Here is a 19,089-nt window from a genome sequence, read left to right on the forward strand (position 1 = left end):
CCTTCATCGGGGGGATCGTCGCGAAGACGTACACCGCTGCTGCGGTACGGAACGTCGCGAAGCCCAGCAGGCAGGTAACGAGGTTCACTCGGTCTCCGAGATGTCCTCTTCGGGGAGCGTCGTGGTGGCATCCACGATGTGCGACTCGATGTCGGTGGACTCTGCGTCGGGGGCCGACTCGACATCCGACGCCGAACCCTGGAACTGCTCGGCGAACGCGGCGATCAACGCCTCGAAGGCGTCCTCGTCGGCGATCTTCCCGGAGGTCCGGATGTCGGCGAGCACGTCGCTGTGGCGTGTGCGGAACCAGTCCAGCACCTCGGCCTCGAAGCGCCGCACGTCGGTGACCTCGATGCCGTCCAGGTGGCCCCGGGTACCCGCCCAGATCAGCACGACCTGTTCCTCGACAACCAGCGGGGAGTTGAGGCCCTGCTTGAGCAGTTCGGTGAGGCGGTAGCCACGGTCCAGCTGGGCCTGGGACACGGCGTCCAGGTCCGACCCGAAGGCGGCGAACGACTCCAGCTCGCGGAACTGCTGGAGGTCCGACTTGAGCGTGCCCACGGCCGTCTTCATGGCCTTCACCTGGGCGGCCGAGCCGACACGGGAGACCGAGATGCCGACGTCCACGGCAGGCCGCACGCCCGACTTGAAGAGGTCGTCCTGCAGAAAGATCTGGCCGTCGGTGATCGAGATCACGTTGGTCGGGATGAACGCCGAGACGTCGCCGGCCTTGGTCTCGATGACCGGCAGGGCTGTCATGGAACCGGCACCCAGGTCGTCGCTGAGCTTGGCGGCCCGCTCCAGCAGGCGGCTGTGCAGGTAGAAGACGTCACCCGGGTAGGCCTCGCGGCCCGGCGGGCGACGCAGCAGCAGGGACATCTGGCGGTACGCCTCGGCCTGCTTGGAGAGGTCGTCGTAGACCGCCAGGGCGTGCCCGCCGTTGTCCATCCAGTGCTGGCCGATGGCGCAGCCTGCGTACGGGGCGAGGTACTTGAAGGGCGCCGGGTCGGACGCCGGAGCTACCACCACGACGGTGTACTCCATGGCCCCGTGGGCCTCGAGCACAGCGACCGTCTGGGCGACCGTGGAGGCCTTCTGGCCGATGGCCACGTAGACGCATTTCATGCCCTGGCCGGCCTGGTTGATGATCGTGTCTATTGCGATCGTCGTCTTGCCAGTCTTGCGGTCGCCGATGATCAACTCGCGCTGGCCACGACCGATGGGGATGAGCGAGTCGATGGACTTGATGCCGGTCTGCATCGGCTCGTGGACGGGCTTGCGTCCCATGATCCCCGGCGCCTGGATCTCCATGCGTCGGGGCTGCGTGTTGGTGAGCGGACCCTTGCCGTCGATCGGCTCGCCGAGGGCGTTCACCACACGGCCCAGGAGGCCGTCGCCGACCGGTACCCACAGGATGTCGCCGGTGGCGCGGACGGTCTGGCCCTCCTCGATGTCGTCCACCTCGCCAAGGACGACGGCACCGATGGAGTGCTCGTCCAGGTTCAGGGCGAGGCCGAACGTGCCGCTCTCGAACTGGAGCAGCTCGTTGACGGCGGCGTCGGGAAGGCCCGACACGCGGGCGATTCCATCGCCCACCTCGAGTACACGCCCGACCTGGGTCTGCTCGAGGCTCGGCTCGAAACCGTCGAGGTTCTTCCGGATCGCTGCGGCGATCTCATTCGTGTCGATCGTCAGTTCAGACATTGTGTGTCTCTCTCGTCTCTGGCCCGCGGCCTAGCGAAAGCTCTCGCGGAGCTGGTTGAGGCGGCGTCGGACGCTGCCGTCGATGATGTCGTCACCGATCTCGGTGACCACGCCGCCCAGCACGGACGGATCGATGACCACCCTGACCTCGACCTCGCGACCGGTCCGGGTGTTGATTGCGGCGGCCAGGCGCTCGCGCTGGTCGGCGGTCAGGTCGACCGCGCTCCGCACCGTCGCAACCGCCTTGTTCCGTGAGGCCGCACTGCGCTCCAGCATGGCGTCCACGATGGCGGGCAGCTCGGCGGCCCGACCGGCACCGACCACCATCGAGACCAGCGCCGTGGTGACGGCAGACGCCCTGGCACCCAGCAGGTCCTCGACGACCTGGAGGCGACGCGCCATCGGCAGGGCCCGGTCGGCCAGGGTGGAACCCAGGTCGTCGTCGGACCGGAGGGCCTGGGCGAAACCGAACAGCTCGTCCTCGACCACGGAGAGGTCACCCTCCGCCGCAGCGACGGCGAACAGTGCCTCGGCATAGCCGGCCACCCTGGGATCAGCCATCGGTGCCTGCCACCTCGTCGATGTAGGCGTCTATGAGCCGGCCCTGCACCTCGGCATCCAGGCTGGCGTGGACCACGCGTTCGGCGGCACCGAGGGCGATCCCGGCAACCTCGGCACGGAGGTCGGCGATGGCCTGGGCTCGCTCCGACTCGAGGCCGGCGGCGGCACGCTCGCGCATCTCGGAGATGTCGGTCTCGGCGCGGTCCGCCAGGTCACCCTTGAGCTGGTCGGCAGCCACGCGGGCCTCGTCGATCAGCCGGGAGGCCTCGGTCTTGGCATCGGCCAGCCGGGCCTCGTAGTCCGACTGGACCGACTGGGCATCCACCCTGGCCTGCTCGGCGGCGTCCAGGTCGCTCCGGATCTTCTCGGCGCGGGCGTCCATGGCGCCCCTCACGGCCGGGAAGCCCTTCTTGACCATCAGCACGAAGAGGATCAGGAAGGCGGAGCCTCCCCAGATGATCTCGTTCGTCTCGGGCAGGATCGGGCTGGGAGCCTCGATGCACTTCTTCTCGAAGTGGTCTCCGATCGAGGCATCCACGTGCAGCTCGTGCAGGACCTCCTCGAGGTCGCCGTGACTCTCCTCGATCAGTTCTCCGAGCTTCTCGGCGATGCAGGAGCCGACGCTCTCTCCCGAGGCGGATGCCGGGGCGGCAAAGACCAGGAGCGCCAGGAGGGCGAGCAGCGGGGCCACCAGCAGGCGGTTCCGTCGGTTTGTCATGGGTTCTTCTCGTCTCTGCTCGTCGAACCCGATCAGGGCATCAGGAGGATGAAGACGACGAAACCGATCAGGGCGAGCGCCTCCGTGAAGGCGATGCCCAAGAACATCGTGGTCCGGACCATGCCGGCCGACTCGGGCTGGCGGGCCATCGAGGAGATGGCGTTTCCGACCACCGTTCCGATGCCGATACCAGGTCCGATGGCCGCGAGGCCGTAACCGAGGCCGGCACCGATGGCCTTGAGGCCCTCGAGCATTTCACCAGCTGCCGTCTGCGCCAGAACGTTCAGCACTTGGATTCTCCTATTTGTCTCATGGAACCCGGCCGGGGCTTCCGGTCCGGAGATCTTGTGTTGGTAGGTGGTCTCGTGACCGCCGGATGGCGGGCGGTGATCGTGTGCGCCCTAGTGGGCCGGGTGGAGGGAGCCGCCGATGTACACGGCGGTGAGGATCGTGAAGATGAAGGCCTGCAGCACCGAGACCAGGATCTCGAAGCCGGTCATCATGGTGAGCATTGCGAACGGTGCCACCGAGCCGACCTTGCCGATGATGCCACTGGTGAACATGGTGTGGCTGAGGATTGCGAACGTGACCAGCAGGAGGTGTCCGGCGACCATGTTGGCCCAGAGCCGGATGGCCAGGGAGAAGGGCCGCACGATGAACGTCGACACCAACTCGATCGGCGTCACGATCAGGTACAGGGCCACCGGCACGCCCGGTGGGAAGAGCGAGTTCTTGAGGTAGCCGCCGAGGCCCTGGGACCTTATGCCCACGTAGTTGTAGATGACCCATACGACCAGGGCGAGGGTGATCGGGATGGCCATGCGGCTGTTGGCCGGGAACTGGATGCCCGGGACGACCTCGAAGATGTTCGAGAAGAGGATGAAGAAGAACATCGTGGTCAGGAAGGGCATGAACTTCTTGCCCTCCTCGCCGATGGTCTCCATGACCACGGACTCCTCGATGAAGGTCACGCCCGCCTCGGCGACGTGCTGGACCCCGGCCGGCACCAGCGAGCCGGTCTTCCGGCCGGCCACCAGGAAGATGGCCGCTGTGATCGCCACGGCGGCCAGGTAGACCAGCACCGTCTTGTTGATGGCGTAGAAGGTCCCGTGGAACGCGATCTCAGGCCATTCGAAGAGGTGGCTGATGGGCGGGAACTCGAGTGCGAGCACGTTCACGTGGAGCGCTTCTCCTGTGGGGATCTACTTCGGGGCCTGAGGCCCGGGGCGGCGAGCGTCATTGCGACGTGCCGGGATTCCCAGGTCAACAGGCCTAGGTGGGTGACGAGCAGGGTGATTGCGAACGGGACGGTGGCCAGCCATCCGCCGGCCTTCACGACCAGCACGACTGCCGTCATGAGGCCGAGCCGGACGATGTAGCCACCCAGGACCGCACCGAACAGGGCGTTTAGCGAGATCTGCGAGGCGCGGGTGATGATCGCCGCGCCGAGGCGGAAGTTGAGGGCCACGAGCACCAGCGCCAACGCCGTGGAGAAGAGGCCGGTGGTCCCCCAGCCCAGGAGGCCCACGAGCAGGAAGGCCGGAGCCACGTACAGGGCCCGGCGAACCAGGTCGCGCGCTATCGCCGACTCCGGGGCTGCCGATTCCACGTCCACGCTCACAGCGGGGAGCCCTCGGCCTGCCAGGTGGCCCGGCGCTCGGCTCGGGCCCGCTCCAGGCTCTCGCCGTAGTCGTGGGCTAGTCGCCAGGACGAGTAGGCGAGGGCGATCACTACGAAGGCGACGGTGAAGATCGGGGTCGTACCCAGCCGGCCGTCCAGGAGCCAGCCCAGGAAGCCGAATATGGCCGGCGTTACCACGAGCTCGAAGGCGGCAGCGAACGCGTCGCTGAAGCCCTGTCGCATCTCACGCGTCTCGGCCTGCGCCATCGGAATGGTCCTCTGCCAGTGGGCGCAATCGGCCCCACGGTCGTCGTGCATGGCGGTCCGGTGACGACGGTCCCCGGACGCGCTTGTGAATCTAATCACCAACTCCCCCTCCGGCAACCCCCGAATCGGTCACACCCGCCGGACCGCCACTGGGCACGCCCGAACCGCCCGGCCCGCCCGAACCCGTTGACCAGTCCGAACCTGCCGACCAGTCCGCCCCGTTCGTCGCCGGAGTCGTCCGGAGGCGCGGGTGGAGCACGGTGAAGAGGAGCAGGCCGATGGCCAATATCCCGATCGGCACGATGGCGTCGCCGTCGCCCGAGTAGGTGGGCCAGAGCACGAAGCCGGAGAGCAGGGCCGTCCACCCCCACAGGATCAGCACGGCCCGGCGGTGGCCATGGCCGAGGCGCAGCAGGCGGTGGTGCAGGTGCTCCTTGTCGGCGGCGGTGACGTGCAGGCCGGGCGTGGCCACACGCCGGACGATGGCAAAGGCCATGTCGAACAACGGCACCCCGAGGATCACCACGGGGATGAACACGGGGGCGAAGAAGAAGAACGACTGGCCGCTGTAGGCCGCCTCGGTACGACCACCCACCGAGACCGTGGAGGCCGCCATGAGCAGGCCCAGGAGCAGCGCCCCGCCGTCGCCCATGAAGATCCGGGCGGGGTGGACGTTGTGGGGCAGGAAGCCGACGCATATCCCGACCACGATGATGGCCAGAACCGATCCCGGATTTCCGTCGAAGAGGAGCCCCTCGTCTCCGAGGCGGATCGCGTACAGGAAGAAGGTGGCCGCGGCGATGGCCGCGATGCCGGCCGCCAGGCCGTCCAGCCCGTCGGTCAGGTTCAGGGCGTTGGCCAGGAGCACCACCCACACCACTGTGAGCAGGGCCGACAGGTCGGGCGAGAGCAGCACGACGTCCAGGAACGGGATGCGCAGCACGACCAGCGATACGCCGGACAGCGACAGCACGCTGCCGGACAGCACCATCCCGGCGACCTTGGCCGGTGCGGACACGGGTCGCACGTCGTCTATGACCCCGACTGCACAGATGATGACCGCAGCCGCCACCACGCCGACCATCTCCGACGGAGCGGCGAACACCTCCCGGAAGTCTCCGAGCATCCAGGCGACCAGGACCCCGGCCAGCAGGCCCAGGAGCATCGCAGTTCCGCCCAGCGGGGGGGTGGGTGCCGAGTGGACGTTGCGCTCGTCGGGGGCGACCAGCAGGCCGGAGCCGACGGCGAAGCGCCGGACCAGCGGGGTGGCCGTGGCGGTCACCAGGGCGGCCACGGCGCCGACGACTAGGTGGGGAACGATGCCCGGCACGTCGGATCAGCCTCAGGGTCCCAGCGGCGAACGTACCCGTCGCCCGCTCAGCCCCCGTAGACGGGGAACCGCGCGCAGAGGGCGTTCACGTCGGCTCGGACCGCGGCTACGGCCGCGTCGTCGTCCCGCCCCCGCAGCGTCCGCACCATCAGGTCGGCGATCTCGGCCATCTCGGGCTCGGCCATCCCCTGGGTGGTGGTCGACGGGGTGCCGATTCGCACGCCGCTGGCCACGAACGGTGACCGCGGGTCATCGGGGACCGTGTTCTTGTTCAGCGTGATCCCGGCCCGGTCCAGCACCGTCTGGGCCACCGCGCCGGTGATGTCGTCATCGAAGGTGCGGAGGTCGACGACCATCAGGTGGTTGTCGGTCCCGCCGGTGACCAGGCGGAGGCCGTAGCCGACAAGGGCGGCGGCCAGCGCCGAAGCGTTGGTCACGATCTGGCGGGCGTAGTCGGCAAACGACGGATCGGCCGCCTCGCGGAAGGCCACGGCCTTGGCCGCTATGTGGTGCTCCAGTGGTCCGCCCTGCGAGCCGGGGAAGATCGCCTTGTCGATCGCCGCCGCATACTCCTCCCGGGTGAGGATGCACCCGCCGCGTGGGCCCCGGAGGGTCTTGTGCGTGGTGAAGGTGACGATGTCGCAGTGCGGTACCGGGTTGGGGTGCACCCCGCCGGCGATGAGGCCGGCGATGTGGGCGGCGTCGAACATGAGCACGGCACCCACCTCGTCGGCTATCTCCCGCAGCGGAGCCGCCTCGATGATCCGCGGATAGGCCGTGGCGCCGGCCACGATCATCTTCGGACGGGCCGCCCTGGCCTTGTCGCGCAGCTCGTCCATGTCGATGCGCTCGTCGCTGCCGGTCAGGCCGTAGGACACGAAGTTGTAGAGCCTGCCGCTGGCGTTGACCGGCGATCCATGGGTGAGGTGGCCGCCGTGGTCGAGGCTGAGGCCCAGCACGGTGTCGCCGGGCTCTAGGAGCGCTTGGTACACGGCCATGTTGGCGTTGGCTCCCGAGTGGGGCTGGACGTTGGCGTGGTCGGCGCCGAACAGCGCCTTGACCCGCTCGCGGGCCAGGTCCTCGACCTCGTCAACGTGGACGTTGCCACCGTAGTACCGCTTGCCCGGATAGCCCTCTGCGTACTTGTTGGTCAGCACCGAGCCGCTGGCCTCCAGCACCGCCGGCGAGGCGAAGTTCTCCGATGCGATCAGCTGCAGCGTGGTGTTCTGCCGCTCGAGCTCGTTCTGGACGTGGCCGAATAGCTCGTCGTCACGGGAGGTGGGCCAGGGCATGGGAGCCGCCTGAAGGTAGGGGCGAACGTCGCAGGATGATCGGATCTGGTGCACCCCGGCATCATCGGCCAGATCGCCGATGACGACCGGAGTCGCGCCGGGAGACTACCCGTCCAGACCCCGGGTCGTCACCCGGCCCGACCGGCAGCGGGTCAGCCCTCGACCAGCACGGTGGCCAGCGCTTCGACGGCGGCATCGGCTGGGGCGCCCGAGCGTCGGGCCACCACCAGGCGCCGTACCCCGATAGGAAGCCGACGGACCCGCTCCAGCGACTCGACGCCGGCCTCGGCCTGTGCCTCGGGGAGCACCGCCCAACCCATGCCCAGGCGGACCATCTCCCGGAGCACGTCCGGCTGGTTGGACTCGGCGACCACCTCGAACGGTGCCCCGACCGCCATCAGGCCGGCGGCGATGACGCTGCGCGTATGGGACCCGTCGGGGTAGGTGACCCACGGCCCCCAGGTCGCGGGGGCTCCGACGGCGGCGCCGTCCGGGGCGTAGGCGTGCAGCGGCTCCTCGAGGCAGATCACGGTGTCGATGCCGACCGGTGGATCAGCCGACTCGACGCAGACCACCAGGTCCAGGTCGCCCACGCGCAGCGAGTCGAGCAGCGCTCCCGAGGGCGCCACGGTGAGCCTCAGGTCGAGATCCGGGCTGACCCGCCGGTGGCGGCGGATGGCGGCGGCCCGGTGGTGGACGGCCACCGCGTCGATGGTGCCGAGCCTCACCGTGCCAGCGCTTCCGCTCCGCCGGGTCTCGGCCCACCGGGCCAGGTCCCGGGTCTCAGCCACGACCCGGCGGGCGTGGGCGAGGACCTCGGCGGCCTGCGGTCGGAGCCTGGTCTGGCGGCCATGGCGCTCGAACAACGGTACGCCGACACGCCGCTCGAGCTCGGCCAGGCCCTGGGTGAGGGCCGACGGCGTCACGCCCAGCCCAGCTGCCGCGGCCGCTCGGGTCGGCGAGGCCGCGGCAGCCACCATGTATTCCAACTGCTGGACGGTCAGGTTCGGGAGCGTCGGGTCGACCATCGGTGGTTTCCCTGGTCCGGCGGGTGGCGAGGCACTTGACGTGTGCTGATGCTCAGTTCAGTCTTCCTGAATCTTAGCTATAAATCATTAGCATGTGCTTATCCTCAACCGCCATGAACACACCTCTGGACATCGCACCCGCTTCCGGCCGCCTCGGGATCCTCACCCCGGGCATGGGAGCCGTGGCCTCCACCTTCATCGCCGGCGTGATCGCCGCCCGGAACGGCCTCACCGCTCCCATCGGCTCGGTCAGCCAGATGGCCCACATCCGCCTAGGCAGCCGCGACGAGGACCGCAACCCGCTCATCCGCGAGTTCGTTCCGCTGGCCGGGCTGGACGACATCGTCTTCGGAGGCTGGGACCCCATCTCGGCCAACGTGCTGGAGGCGGCCCGCACCTGTGGCGTGCTCGAGGAGCGGGACCTCGCTCCCGTGTCGGCCGAGCTGGAGGGCATCGTCGCCATGGACGCCGTCTTCGACCAGCGCTGGGTCAAGAAGCTCGAAGGAACCCGGGTCAAGTCCGTGACCGCCAAGTGGGAGCAGGCCCAGGCGCTCATCGAGGACATCGAACGGTTCCGCATCCAGAACGAGTGCGACCGCCTGGTCATGATCTGGTGTGGCTCGACCGAGGCCTACCAGGAGCCCAGCGCCGTCCACGACTCCGTCGAGGCGTTCGAAGCGGGCCTTCGCGCCGGCGACGAGAACATCTCACCCAGCCAGATCTACGTCTACGCCGCTCTGATGAGCGACGTGCCGTTCGCCAACGGCGCTCCCAACCTGAGCGTGGACCTGCCGTGCATGATCCAGTTGGCCGCCCGCCGCGGCGTACCGATCGCCGGCAAGGACTTCAAGACCGGCCAGACCCTCATGAAGACCCTCCTGGCCCCGGGATTCAAGGCCCGGATGCTGGGCCTTCGCGGCTGGTACTCCACCAACATCCTGGGGAACCGCGACGGTGAGGTCCTCGACGACCCGGAGAACTTCAAGACCAAGGAGATGTCCAAGCTGGGAGTGCTGGATGCCATCCTCCAGCCGGACTCCTACCCGGAGCTCTACGGCAACATCGACCACGTGGTGCGGATCAACTACTACCCGCCCCGCGGGGACAACAAGGAGGGGTGGGATGCCATCGACATCTTTGGATGGATGGGCTACCCGATGCAGATAAAGGTGGACTTCCTCTGCCGTGACTCGATCCTGGCCGCCCCGATCGTCCTGGACCTGGCGCTGTTCCTGGACCTCGCCCACAGGGCCGGCCAGTCGGGTGTGCAGGAGTGGCTGTCCTTCTACCTGAAAGCACCGCAGGCGGCCGGCGAGGCCGGCGCTGAACACGACCTGTTCATCCAGCAGACCAAGCTGAAGAACACGCTGAGGGAATGGATGGGCGAACAACCCGTCACCCACTCCGAAGCCGGCTGACCCGGCTGCCCTCTGGTCTTCAGGCGTTGGCGGGTTCCCGGCGCCAGAGCTCAGGGTAGAGGTCGGTGCCGATGCGGCAACCCGACGACAGGCCCACTTGGGTCATGACGGCCGTGTTGTCGGGGTCCATGCCCTCGGGGCGAAACAGCACACGCACGTCGTCGCCCAACCACTGGGTGTTGAACACCTTCAGGTCCCGGTCGGGGGCGAGGTTGCCGGACCCGCCGTGGACCATGCGGGCGTTGAACACGACCACGTCGCCGGGCTCCATGTCCCAGCCGAGGATTTCGTAGTCGTCCCGGCTGCCCTCGACGTCGGGGAACGCCACGGCGTCGTCATCGAATGCCACCTGGTCCCGATCGTCGCCGGTGAGCGCCCCGAAGTTCTCCTGCACGAGCTTCTGCGTCCACCGGTGCGACCTGGCCACCAACTCGAGGGTGCTGGCCCGCTCGACGGCCACCAGCGGCATCCATGCCGAGCAGGTGTCGAACCCCTCGACCGACCAGTACGGCTCGTCCTGGTGAAATGGGGTGCGGAACTGCGTCCCTGCGGAACGGACGAACACGGCGTCGAAGAAGAAGTTGACGGCCTCGACCTCCATGAGCCACCCGGCGATCTCCGCCATGTCGGAGTGGAAGGCGAAGTCGCGGTACTCGGGGATGTGCATCCACGACTGGCTGTCGTAAAAGGTGGTGTGCCCGTCAGCATCCCGGTCCCAGAAGCGGCCCCGGCCGGACGGCTCGGCGATGTTGCGCTCGATGCCGGCGGTCAGCATGTCGATCCATCCGGGACCGAACGCCTGTCGCAGGCACACAGCGCCGTCACGCGAATAGACGTCGACCACTTCGTCGGTAACCAGTTCGGCGACGCCCATCGGACCCACGTGTCGTTCAGAACCTGTGCAGAGCGCGGCAATGTAGCAGCGGCACCCGGTCAGATATTGGCCGGGTGGTCCTGCCAGTACTCGTCCTTGAGGAGGCGCTTGTAGAGCTTGCCGGTCGGGTGACGGGGCAATTCATCGCGGAAGTCGATGCTGCGGGGACACTTCACGTCGGCGAGGTGTGACCGGCAGTAGGCGATCAACTCGCGTTCGAGCTCCGCGCCGGGGACGGCGCCGTCAGCCGGCTGGACCACGGCCTTTACCTCCTCGCCGAAGTCGTCGTTGGGTACGCCGAACACAGCCACGTCGAACACCGAGGGGTGCATAGTGAGGACGTTCTCGGTCTCCTGGGGATAGATGTTCACCCCGCCCGAGATGATCATGTACGCCTTGCGGTCCGTGAGGTAGAGGAACCCGTCATCGTCGAGCCGGCCCACGTCGCCGAGGGTCGAGAGGTCCTCGCCCAGGCGGGCAGCGGCCGTCTTCTCCGGGTCGTTGTGGTACTCGACCTTGATGTCCGAGCGGAAGTAGATGCCGCCCTCCTCGTCGGCCGGGAGCTCGTTTCCCTCGTCGTCGACGATGACGACCTCGCCCATCAGCGCCTTTCCGACCGTGCCTGGGTGGGCCAGCCAGTCCTCGGAGTTGGTGAACGTGAGGCCGGTGCCCTCGGTGCCGGCGTAGTACTCGTAGAGCACGGGTCCCCACCAGTCGATCATCCGGCGCTTCACCTCGACCGGGCAGGGGGCGGCGGCGTGGATGGCGACCCGCATTGTCGACACGTCGTACCGGGCTCGGACGTCATCGTCGAGTTTGAGCATCCGCACGAACATGGTGGGCACCCACTGGCTGTCGGTGACGCCGTGGCGCTCGATCAGGGCCAGGGACTGCTCGGGGTCGAACTTCTCCATCACGATGATGGTGGTGCCGAGGCCCAGGTAGCCCATGCAGAAGCGCAGCGGCGCCGCGTGGTACAGCGGCGCAGGCGAGAGGTAGGTGCCTCCCGGCTGTGAGCCGAACAGGACCTGCGCCATCGCCGAGATGGATCCGGCCGTGCCGAGCGGCTCGGGGACCAGGGTCCGCTTAACCCCCTTCGGCCGGCCGGTGGTGCCCGACGAGTAGAGCATGTCGGTGCCGCTCACCCAGTCGGGATCGGCGTCAGAGGACTGGGCAGCGACGGCGTCCTCGAAGGGGGCGTGGTCGGGCAGTTCGCCGCCGATCGAGAAGCGGACCTCGACGTTCGGCGTTGCAGCGGTGACCTCGGCCAGCACGTCCTCCTTGTAGGGGGAGGTGACGAACATGCGAGCGCCGCAGTCGTCGACGATGTAGGCCAACTCGTCGGCGGTCAGCCGGGATGAAGCCGCCGTGTATCGGAGGCCGGCGTAGTGGGCGCCCCAGACGAGCGGCAGGAACTCGATCCGGTTCTCGAGACAGAAGGCGATGTGGTCGCCGAACCCCAACCCGAGACTGCGGAACAGATTGGCGATGCGGCACGCCTGCTCGTGGAGTTCGCCGAAGGTCATCGTCTCGCCGGAGCCAGCCATGACGATAGCGAGACGGCCGGGGTCCTCGGTGGCCCAGTGGCCCGGGTACTCGGTCAGCGCCAGTTCAGGGGCGGAGGTGTCGTCGCTCATGACGCCGGACCGTACCGCTGGACGTCACGTGGGACCGAGGCGGGTGCGACGCGGATGGGTAGTCACACGAGGTGCCTACTCTTTGATCCGACATGAAGACGACCTTCACCTTCACCGCCTGCGGGGCGCCCGCCACCGCCGCACTCGCAGACGCCATCACAGCGGCTAAGGGCGACGACCCGTTGGCTCCCGTCACCGTGGTGGTGCCGTCGAACCTCGTGGGCGTTTCGGCTAGGCGCACGCTGGCCGCCGGCTCGCCCGCCGGACTGGCCGCAGTCCGCTTCGAGACCGTCCTGGGCCTCGCCCGCCTGCTGGCTGGGCCTTCGCTTCCCGGCGAGCGCCGCAGGGTCACCGACCCCGTCGTGGGTGCTGCAGTGCGGTCCGTCCTCACGGCGTCGGCCGACCTCCTACGGCCGGTTGCCCGCCACCCCGCGACCGAGCGGGCGCTGATCCGGGTCCACCGCGAGTTACGCGAACTCGACGACCACGCCCTCACGGCACTGGCCGACGCCGGTCCGCGGGCCGCCGAGGTGGTGCGGCTTCATCGAGAAGTCCACGGCCGCCTAGCCGACTGCTACGTCGACGAGGTCGACCTGCACCGGGCTGCCGCGGCCACCGTTGCCGCCAGGCACCCCCTGTTCGACGGGCTGGGCGCTGTCGTGCTCCACCTCCCTGAACGGCTCCCGGCGTCGGGCCTCGCACTCCTTGAGGCACTGGCGGCCAACGGCCCGGTCGCCGCCGTCGCCGCCCACACCGGCGACGCCGAGGCCGATGCACCCCTGCGCCACCTGGTCGGGCGGCTGGGCGGCACGCTCCCCACCGAACCACCCGCAGTGGCTGCGTCGCACCTACTGGTGCGCTCGGTCGCCGACCCCGACGAAGAGGCACGGCTGGCGGTCCGCGAGGTGCTCGCTGGGGCGAGGGCCGGCATCGCGTTCAACCACATGGCGATCGCCCACCCGGGCAACGACCGCTACGCCCGACTGCTCCACCAGCACCTCGCCGCCGCCGATGTGCCGTTCAACGGCGTGGCCGGCCGGCGACTGGGAGAGTCCCTCACCGGGCGCACCCTGCTGGCACTGCTCGCCCTCCCCGACCACGACCTCGCCCGGACCGCCGTCATGGCGGTGCTGTCCTCGGGGGCCATCCTCGGCATCGACAGCCGACCCGTGCCGGTCACCGCCTGGGAGCGGCTGTCCCGCGAGGCCAGTGTCGCCGCCGGGATCTCCCAGTGGCAGGAACGACTTGAGCGGTACGCCGACGACCAGGACGTCCGACTCACCGAACTCGAGGCCGAGGGCGCCGACGAGTCCCGGCTGCGCGGGCCCCGTGAGCGCAGGGCACGGGCCGACGACCTGCTGGCGTTCGTCCAGCGCCTCGCCGACGACCTCAATCCCGAGGAACACCCGACCGACTGGCCGGGCCTGACCCGTTGGGCCGCCGGACTCCTCGAGCGCTACCTGGGGTCGCCGGCCGACCGTGCCAACTGGCCACCCGAGGAGGCCGACGCCCACGTCCGGGTCGGCGACCTGCTCCGTAACCTCGCAGGCCTCGGAACGATCGAGGCCGCTCCGGGCTTTGCCAACTTCCGGCGAGCCGTTGCCGACGGGCTCGACCGCGAGGTTGACCGCGAGGGCCGGTTCGGAAACGGCGTGTTCGTCGGCGGCTTCGGGGCCACCGCCGGACTTGACTTCGACCGGGTGGTCGTCGTCGGCCTCGCCGAGGGGGTCACCCCGTCCCGCCGACGCGATGACCCGCTGCTGGCCGACGCCGTCCGCCGCACCCTTGACGGGGCACTCACCCTGCGAGCTGAACGCCAGGCCGACCTCCACCGCAGCCTCCTCGCCACGTTCGCTGCCGGTGCGACCGACCGGGTGCTGGTGTTCTCCCGTGGCGACTTCGGCTCCAGGACCGAGGCCGTGCCATCTCGATGGCTGCTCGACCAGGTCGAAGCCGAACTCGGCGAACGACCCAACCCGGCCCAACTCGAAGCCCTCGAAAGCGACTGGTTCGCCACGTCGTCGTCCTTCGCCCAGTCTCTCGAACAGCTCGACCATCCGGCCGACCACCACGAGTACGCACTTGCCGAACTCCTCCGCGACCGCCACCGGGGCCTCCTCCCCGACGTGAGCGACCGACGACTGACCGACGTGGTGCTCGACCGCGGCATCGCCCTCGTCCGGGGACGGGAGGATCCGGAACTGACCCGCTTCGACGGCCTGCTCGACGGCGTCGAACTCCCCTCGCCCGCCGACGGCCACACCATCCTCTCCGCCACCCGGCTCGAGAACTGGGTCAGGTGCCCGTACGCCTACTTCATGCGGTACGTCCTCGGAGTCGGGTCCCTCGACGAGCCCGCCGACGAGGACGGCATCACGCCTCTGGCACGCGGATCGCTTGCCCACGAGATCCTCGACCGTTTCCTCACCGAGTCGATCGAGGCCGATGACCTGCCCTCCCCCGACGTCCCCTGGGGTCCCGCCCACCACCAACGCCTCGACCGCATCTGCGACGAGGAGTTCGCCCTGGTCGAGTCCCGTGGCCTCACAGGACGACCCCTCCTGTGGCAGCGCGACGGCGGTCGCCTTCGGCGAGCCCTCCAGGAGTTCCTCTTCCAGGACGACGAACGACGCAGCGATGACCTCCTCACCCCGGTCGCCGCCGAGATGGCGTTCGGGTTCGACGGCGCCGAGCCCTTCGTCCTCCACCTCTCAGACGGCCGCACGCTCCGGTTCCGCGGGCGGATCGACCGCGTCGACCGAGCCGTCGGCGGCGGGCTGGTCGTCACCGACTTCAAGACCGGGAAGAAGCAGTACTACAACAAGGTCAGCGAAGACTTGCCCGATGCCAATGGCCAGTACCTCCAGTTGCCGCTCTACGGACTCGCAGCCCGAGAACGCCTGGCGAGACCGGACGCCGATGTTGAGGCCCGCTACTGGTTCCTCACCGACGGCGGCCGGGTCGTCGGGCACCCGTTGTCCGATCCCGTGCTCGAACGGTTCGACCTCGTCCTGACCACGATCGTGGACGGCATCGAACGGGGACTCTTCCCAGCCCGCCCACCGAAGTCCTCGTACGGCATCGGCTGCGACTACTGCGACCCCGACGACCTGGGCACGAAGTCCCGCACCGACCTCTGGGACCGCAAGCGCCTCGACCCCCGACTCGACGACTACCGCCGCCTCATCGGCGACCTGCCCGACGACGGACCGATCGCCGTCATCGACCTCGGAGGCTCCGGTGCCTGAGCCGACCGTGCCCATCGACCAGGCGGCGCGTGACCGCATCGTCGGCGACCTCGAGACGACCCTGTTCGTCGAGGCCGGTGCCGGAACCGGCAAGACCAGCGCCCTCGTCGACCGCATCGTGTCCCTCGTGGTCTCGGGCGTGTCCGTGGAGCACATCGCCGCCATTACGTTCACCGACCGGGCGGCCACCGAACTCCGTGACCGGGTCCGTCGCCGCCTCGAGGCGATGGCCACCGGGAAGGGTACCGAGGCCGAGGCCGCCGGCCGGGCGCTCGTGGAACTCGACGGGGCTGCGCTGTGCACCCTCCACGCCTTCGCCCAGCGGATCCTCGTCGAGCACCCCATCGAGGCCGGGCTGCCGCCGGCGGTAGAGGTCATGGACGAGGTGTCGTCTTTGGTTGACTTCGATGAGCGCTGGGCCGGAGTCGTCGACACGCTGCTCGGCGATCCACAGCACGCCTTCACGGTGCTGGTCGCCTTCGAACTCGGCATCAGCCTCCGCCTCCTCCGCGACATGGCTCACCGACTCGACGACAACTGGGACCTCGTCGATGACCGGCTGGTGTCCACGCCCGATCCCCGGCCGATCGACATCGGGCCGTTGCTCGCCGACCTGCGTGAGGTGGTTGACCTCCGCGAACACTGCACCGCCCAGGCGGACACGATGCTCGATCGCCTCGACCGGGTCGAGGCGATCGCCGACCAACTCCAAGAGGCTGATGGCAACCCCCTTTCCGTGGTCCGGGTCCTCGGCGACCGCAAGGACGTCACCAGCCGGAAGAAGGTCGGCAACAAGAAGAACTGGGCGGGCAGCGTCCCCATCGATCAGGTGCGCGACCAACTCTGGTCTGCCGACGACCGCATCGAAGCCGAGGTGCAACGGCTCAACGACGAGGTAATCGACCGCCTGGTAGAGGTCGTGGGCCGTGGTGCGGTCGAAGCCGCCGAAAAGCGGCGGCGGCAGGGGCAGCTCGGCTTCCACGACCTGCTGGTCCTGGCTCGGCGCGTCCTGACCGAATCAGGCCATGGGCTCGCCGTGCGCGCCGCTCTCGCCGACCACTACCGCTGCCTCCTGCTCGACGAGTTCCAGGACACCGACCCGCTCCAGATCGAGTTGGCAGCCCTCATCGCCGACCCAGACACCGTCACGGACGACTGGCGCCGACTGCGCCCCCGGCCCGGGTCGCTGTTCTTCGTCGGCGACCCGAAGCAGTCGATCTACGGGTTCCGACGGGCCGACATGGCCGTCTACCTCGACGCCCGCGAGGCTTTTGGCGACAACGCCGTGCACCTCGAGCAGAACTTCCGGACCACCGTGCCCATCCTCGACTGGGTCAACGCCGTGTTCGAACGCCTCATCGACCACCGGCACCGGAAACAACCCGAGTACACGCCCCTGGTTCCCGCCCGGGTTGACGGTTCCACCGGTCCCCCGGTTGTGCTACTCGGCGCCGACGATTCGGAAAAGCGCGGTGCCGACGACCTCCGTGCAACGTCGGCAGCCGATGTCGCCGCCGTCGTGAGCACGGCACTGGCCGAGGGCTGGACGGTTGTCAACGAGTTGAAGCCGGCCGCCGACGGCAGCCCACCCGTCGAGGCCTGGCGACCCTGCCAACCCCGCGACATAGCCATCCTCGTCCGCAGTCGTACCCCGGTCGACGCCCTGGCCGCCGCACTCACCGATGCCGGGATCCCCTACCGCATCGAAGCGGGCTTCAACCCCCTGGCCACCGACGAGGTCCGCGACCTCCTGACCACCCTCCGGGCCGTCGACGACCCCACGGACGAACTGGCCCTGGCCACGGCACTGCGCTCGCCTCTCTTCGGCTGCGGCGACGACGACCTGTTCGAGTTCACCTCGGCCGGTGGGCGCTGGAACCACCAGGACCCCGGCTCCTCCGGCCTCTCCGACGACCACCCGGTGCTCGAGGGCATCGCCTGGATGGCGACCATGCACGCCCGACGGCCCTGGGAGGGGGCTGCCGACCTGGTCGGCCACCTCGTGCGGGACCGTCGCGCCATGGAGTTGGCGCTCTGTTCGCCGCGGCCCCGCGACGCATGGCGACGCATCCGCACGTTCCTCGACACGGCACGGGCCTTCGGCGAGACACGGGGCAGCGACCTCCGGTCGTTCCTGGCCTGGTGCCGCCTCCATGCGGCGGACGACGTCCGGGTCGACGAGGTCGTGCCGCCGGAACCCGATGACAACGCCGTGCGAATCCTCACGATGCATGGCGCCAAGGGCCTCGAGTTCCCGATCTGCGTCCTCGCCGACCTCGGCAGCAAGCGCATGAGCGGCGGAATGGCCGTCCACTTCCCCGAGGAGGGTGGCATCGCCGTGGCGCTCACCAAGAAGCTGGCGAACGCCGCCCATCGGGCCCACGCCGACGCCCTGCTCGATGCCGACCACCTCGAGCGGCTACGCCTCCTCTATGTAGCCGCCACCCGTGCCCGCGACCACCTAGTCCTCGCCCTGCACCGCAGCACGCCGGCCAAGGAGCCCGACCACACTGGCACGGTGACCAACGCCGAGATCCTCGCCACCGCCTCGGCCGACCTCGACACGCACGTGGTGCTCGAGCCGACCGTGCTTCCGCTGCCGGCGCTGCTCCCACCCGACACTACGCCGATCCCTGACGAGGCAACCTGGGCTGTCGAACTCGACAACGCCCGGGTCGGTGGCGAGAGGCGGCGCACCGTCTCGGCCACATCGCTGGCTGCCGACGACGCCGAACCGGACGACGAGGCCGAACGCCGGTGGCACGGCGAGGCCGGACGGCACGGTCCGGCGATCGGGCGAGCTGTGCACCAGGCCCTCGAGGTCACCGACTTGGCAGGTGACGGCAGCGCCGAGGGACTTGCAGCGGCGACAGCCGAGAACGTCGATCCCGATGCTGTCGTCGCAAAGGTCGCCGCCGCTCTTGCGGCACCCTCGGTGCGGGCCGCTGCTGCTGTCGAGCACTGGCGCGAGCTCTACGTAGCCGTGCCGATCAACGACGACGTACTCCTCGAGGGCTACCTCGACCTGGCGTGGCGCTCAACCGAAGACGGCGTCGACGGCCTCACGGTCCTCGACTACAAGACCGACGCCTTCACCGACGATGTCGACCTCGATGCCAAGGTCGCCCGCTACCGGCACCAGGGCGCCGCCTACGCCCTCGCCCTCGGTCGGACCACCGGTCGGCCCGTCCACCGCATGGTCTTCTGCTTCGTGGGCGGGCCCGACGGCACCCCGGCCGTCGAGCGCCGGGTCGACAACCTCGATGCTGCCGTCGCCGAGGTCGAGGCCCTGCTGGCGGCGCAGGCCCCCAGCCTCGGCAGGCCGGACGCCAACTGAACCAGCGCCGGTCCGACGTGCCATCCTGAGCCAAGCATGAACCCGGAGGTTTCCG

The 19,089-nt window shown here is 69.0% G+C and carries 15 protein-coding genes; 3 read left to right on the forward strand and 12 right to left on the reverse strand.

Annotated elements, in window-relative coordinates; translation table 11 throughout:
- Positions 1 to 84 precede the first annotated feature (84 nt).
- From atpA to MK177_02405, 10 genes are all read right to left on the reverse strand, one after another.
- Complete coding sequence (gene atpA, locus MK177_02360) at positions 85 to 1,704, reverse strand: F0F1 ATP synthase subunit alpha (protein MCH2426159.1); 1,620 nt, start codon at positions 1,702 to 1,704, stop codon at positions 85 to 87.
- A 30-nt stretch (positions 1,705 to 1,734) separates the two neighbouring features.
- Complete coding sequence (gene atpH / locus MK177_02365; protein MCH2426160.1) at positions 1,735 to 2,265, reverse strand: ATP synthase F1 subunit delta; 531 nt, start codon at positions 2,263 to 2,265, stop codon at positions 1,735 to 1,737.
- Complete coding sequence (gene atpF / locus MK177_02370) at positions 2,258 to 2,983, reverse strand: F0F1 ATP synthase subunit B (protein ID MCH2426161.1); 726 nt, start codon at positions 2,981 to 2,983, stop codon at positions 2,258 to 2,260. The genes atpH and atpF overlap by 8 nt, the downstream gene beginning before the upstream one ends.
- A 32-nt stretch (positions 2,984 to 3,015) precedes the next feature.
- Positions 3,016 to 3,273 carry an ATP synthase F0 subunit C gene (gene atpE, locus MK177_02375; protein MCH2426162.1) on the reverse strand — a complete coding sequence of 86 codons (258 nt, stop codon included), beginning with the start codon at positions 3,271 to 3,273 and terminating at the stop codon, positions 3,016 to 3,018.
- Positions 3,274 to 3,384: 111 nt separating this feature from the next.
- Positions 3,385 to 4,161 (reverse strand): F0F1 ATP synthase subunit A, encoded by a 777-nt coding sequence (atpB, locus tag MK177_02380; protein MCH2426163.1) that lies wholly within the window; start codon positions 4,159 to 4,161, stop codon positions 3,385 to 3,387.
- Positions 4,158 to 4,604 carry an ATP synthase subunit I gene (locus tag MK177_02385; protein ID MCH2426164.1) on the reverse strand — a complete coding sequence of 149 codons (447 nt, stop codon included), beginning with the start codon at positions 4,602 to 4,604 and terminating at the stop codon, positions 4,158 to 4,160. Before MK177_02385 ends, atpB begins: the two co-directional genes overlap by 4 nt.
- The gene (locus MK177_02390; protein ID MCH2426165.1) at positions 4,601 to 4,921 is read right to left on the reverse strand and encodes an AtpZ/AtpI family protein; all 321 of its coding nucleotides are present in this window, start codon (positions 4,919 to 4,921) and stop codon (positions 4,601 to 4,603) included. The genes MK177_02385 and MK177_02390 overlap by 4 nt, the downstream gene beginning before the upstream one ends.
- 40 nt (positions 4,922 to 4,961) lie before the next feature.
- Positions 4,962 to 6,200: an undecaprenyl/decaprenyl-phosphate alpha-N-acetylglucosaminyl 1-phosphate transferase gene (locus tag MK177_02395; protein MCH2426166.1), complete on the reverse strand. Its 1,239-nt coding sequence runs from the start codon at positions 6,198 to 6,200 to the stop codon at positions 4,962 to 4,964.
- Between the two features lie 47 nt (positions 6,201 to 6,247).
- Positions 6,248 to 7,492, reverse strand: coding sequence for a serine hydroxymethyltransferase (locus MK177_02400; protein ID MCH2426167.1), 1,245 nt, complete (start codon positions 7,490 to 7,492; stop codon positions 6,248 to 6,250).
- Positions 7,493 to 7,644: 152 nt separating this feature from the next.
- Positions 7,645 to 8,520, reverse strand: a complete 876-nt coding sequence (locus tag MK177_02405) for a LysR family transcriptional regulator (protein ID MCH2426168.1) — start codon at positions 8,518 to 8,520, stop codon at positions 7,645 to 7,647.
- A 113-nt stretch (positions 8,521 to 8,633) separates the two neighbouring features.
- On the opposite strand from MK177_02405, the gene MK177_02410 reads away from it, so the two are divergent.
- Positions 8,634 to 9,938 (forward strand): inositol-3-phosphate synthase, encoded by a 1,305-nt coding sequence (locus MK177_02410; protein MCH2426169.1) that lies wholly within the window; start codon positions 8,634 to 8,636, stop codon positions 9,936 to 9,938.
- Between the two features lie 19 nt (positions 9,939 to 9,957).
- Here MK177_02410 and MK177_02415 read toward each other — a convergent pair whose 3' ends face one another.
- Complete coding sequence (locus tag MK177_02415; protein MCH2426170.1) at positions 9,958 to 10,812, reverse strand: phytanoyl-CoA dioxygenase family protein; 855 nt, start codon at positions 10,810 to 10,812, stop codon at positions 9,958 to 9,960.
- Positions 10,813 to 10,871: 59 nt separating this feature from the next.
- Positions 10,872 to 12,449: an acyl-CoA synthetase gene (locus MK177_02420; GenBank protein ID MCH2426171.1), complete on the reverse strand. Its 1,578-nt coding sequence runs from the start codon at positions 12,447 to 12,449 to the stop codon at positions 10,872 to 10,874.
- A 92-nt stretch (positions 12,450 to 12,541) separates the two neighbouring features.
- Between MK177_02420 and MK177_02425 the strand changes: the two genes are divergently transcribed.
- Both MK177_02425 and MK177_02430 read left to right on the forward strand, forming a co-directional pair.
- On the forward strand, positions 12,542 to 15,697 hold the full coding sequence (locus MK177_02425; GenBank protein MCH2426172.1) for a PD-(D/E)XK nuclease family protein: 3,156 nt from the start codon (positions 12,542 to 12,544) through the stop codon (positions 15,695 to 15,697).
- Positions 15,690 to 19,034, forward strand: coding sequence for a UvrD-helicase domain-containing protein (locus tag MK177_02430; protein ID MCH2426173.1), 3,345 nt, complete (start codon positions 15,690 to 15,692; stop codon positions 19,032 to 19,034). Before MK177_02425 ends, MK177_02430 begins: the two co-directional genes overlap by 8 nt.
- Positions 19,035 to 19,089: the final 55 nt, after the last annotated feature.

Source organism: Acidimicrobiales bacterium (genome assembly GCA_022452145.1).
Classification (GTDB): Bacteria; Actinomycetota; Acidimicrobiia; order Acidimicrobiales; family MedAcidi-G1; genus UBA9410.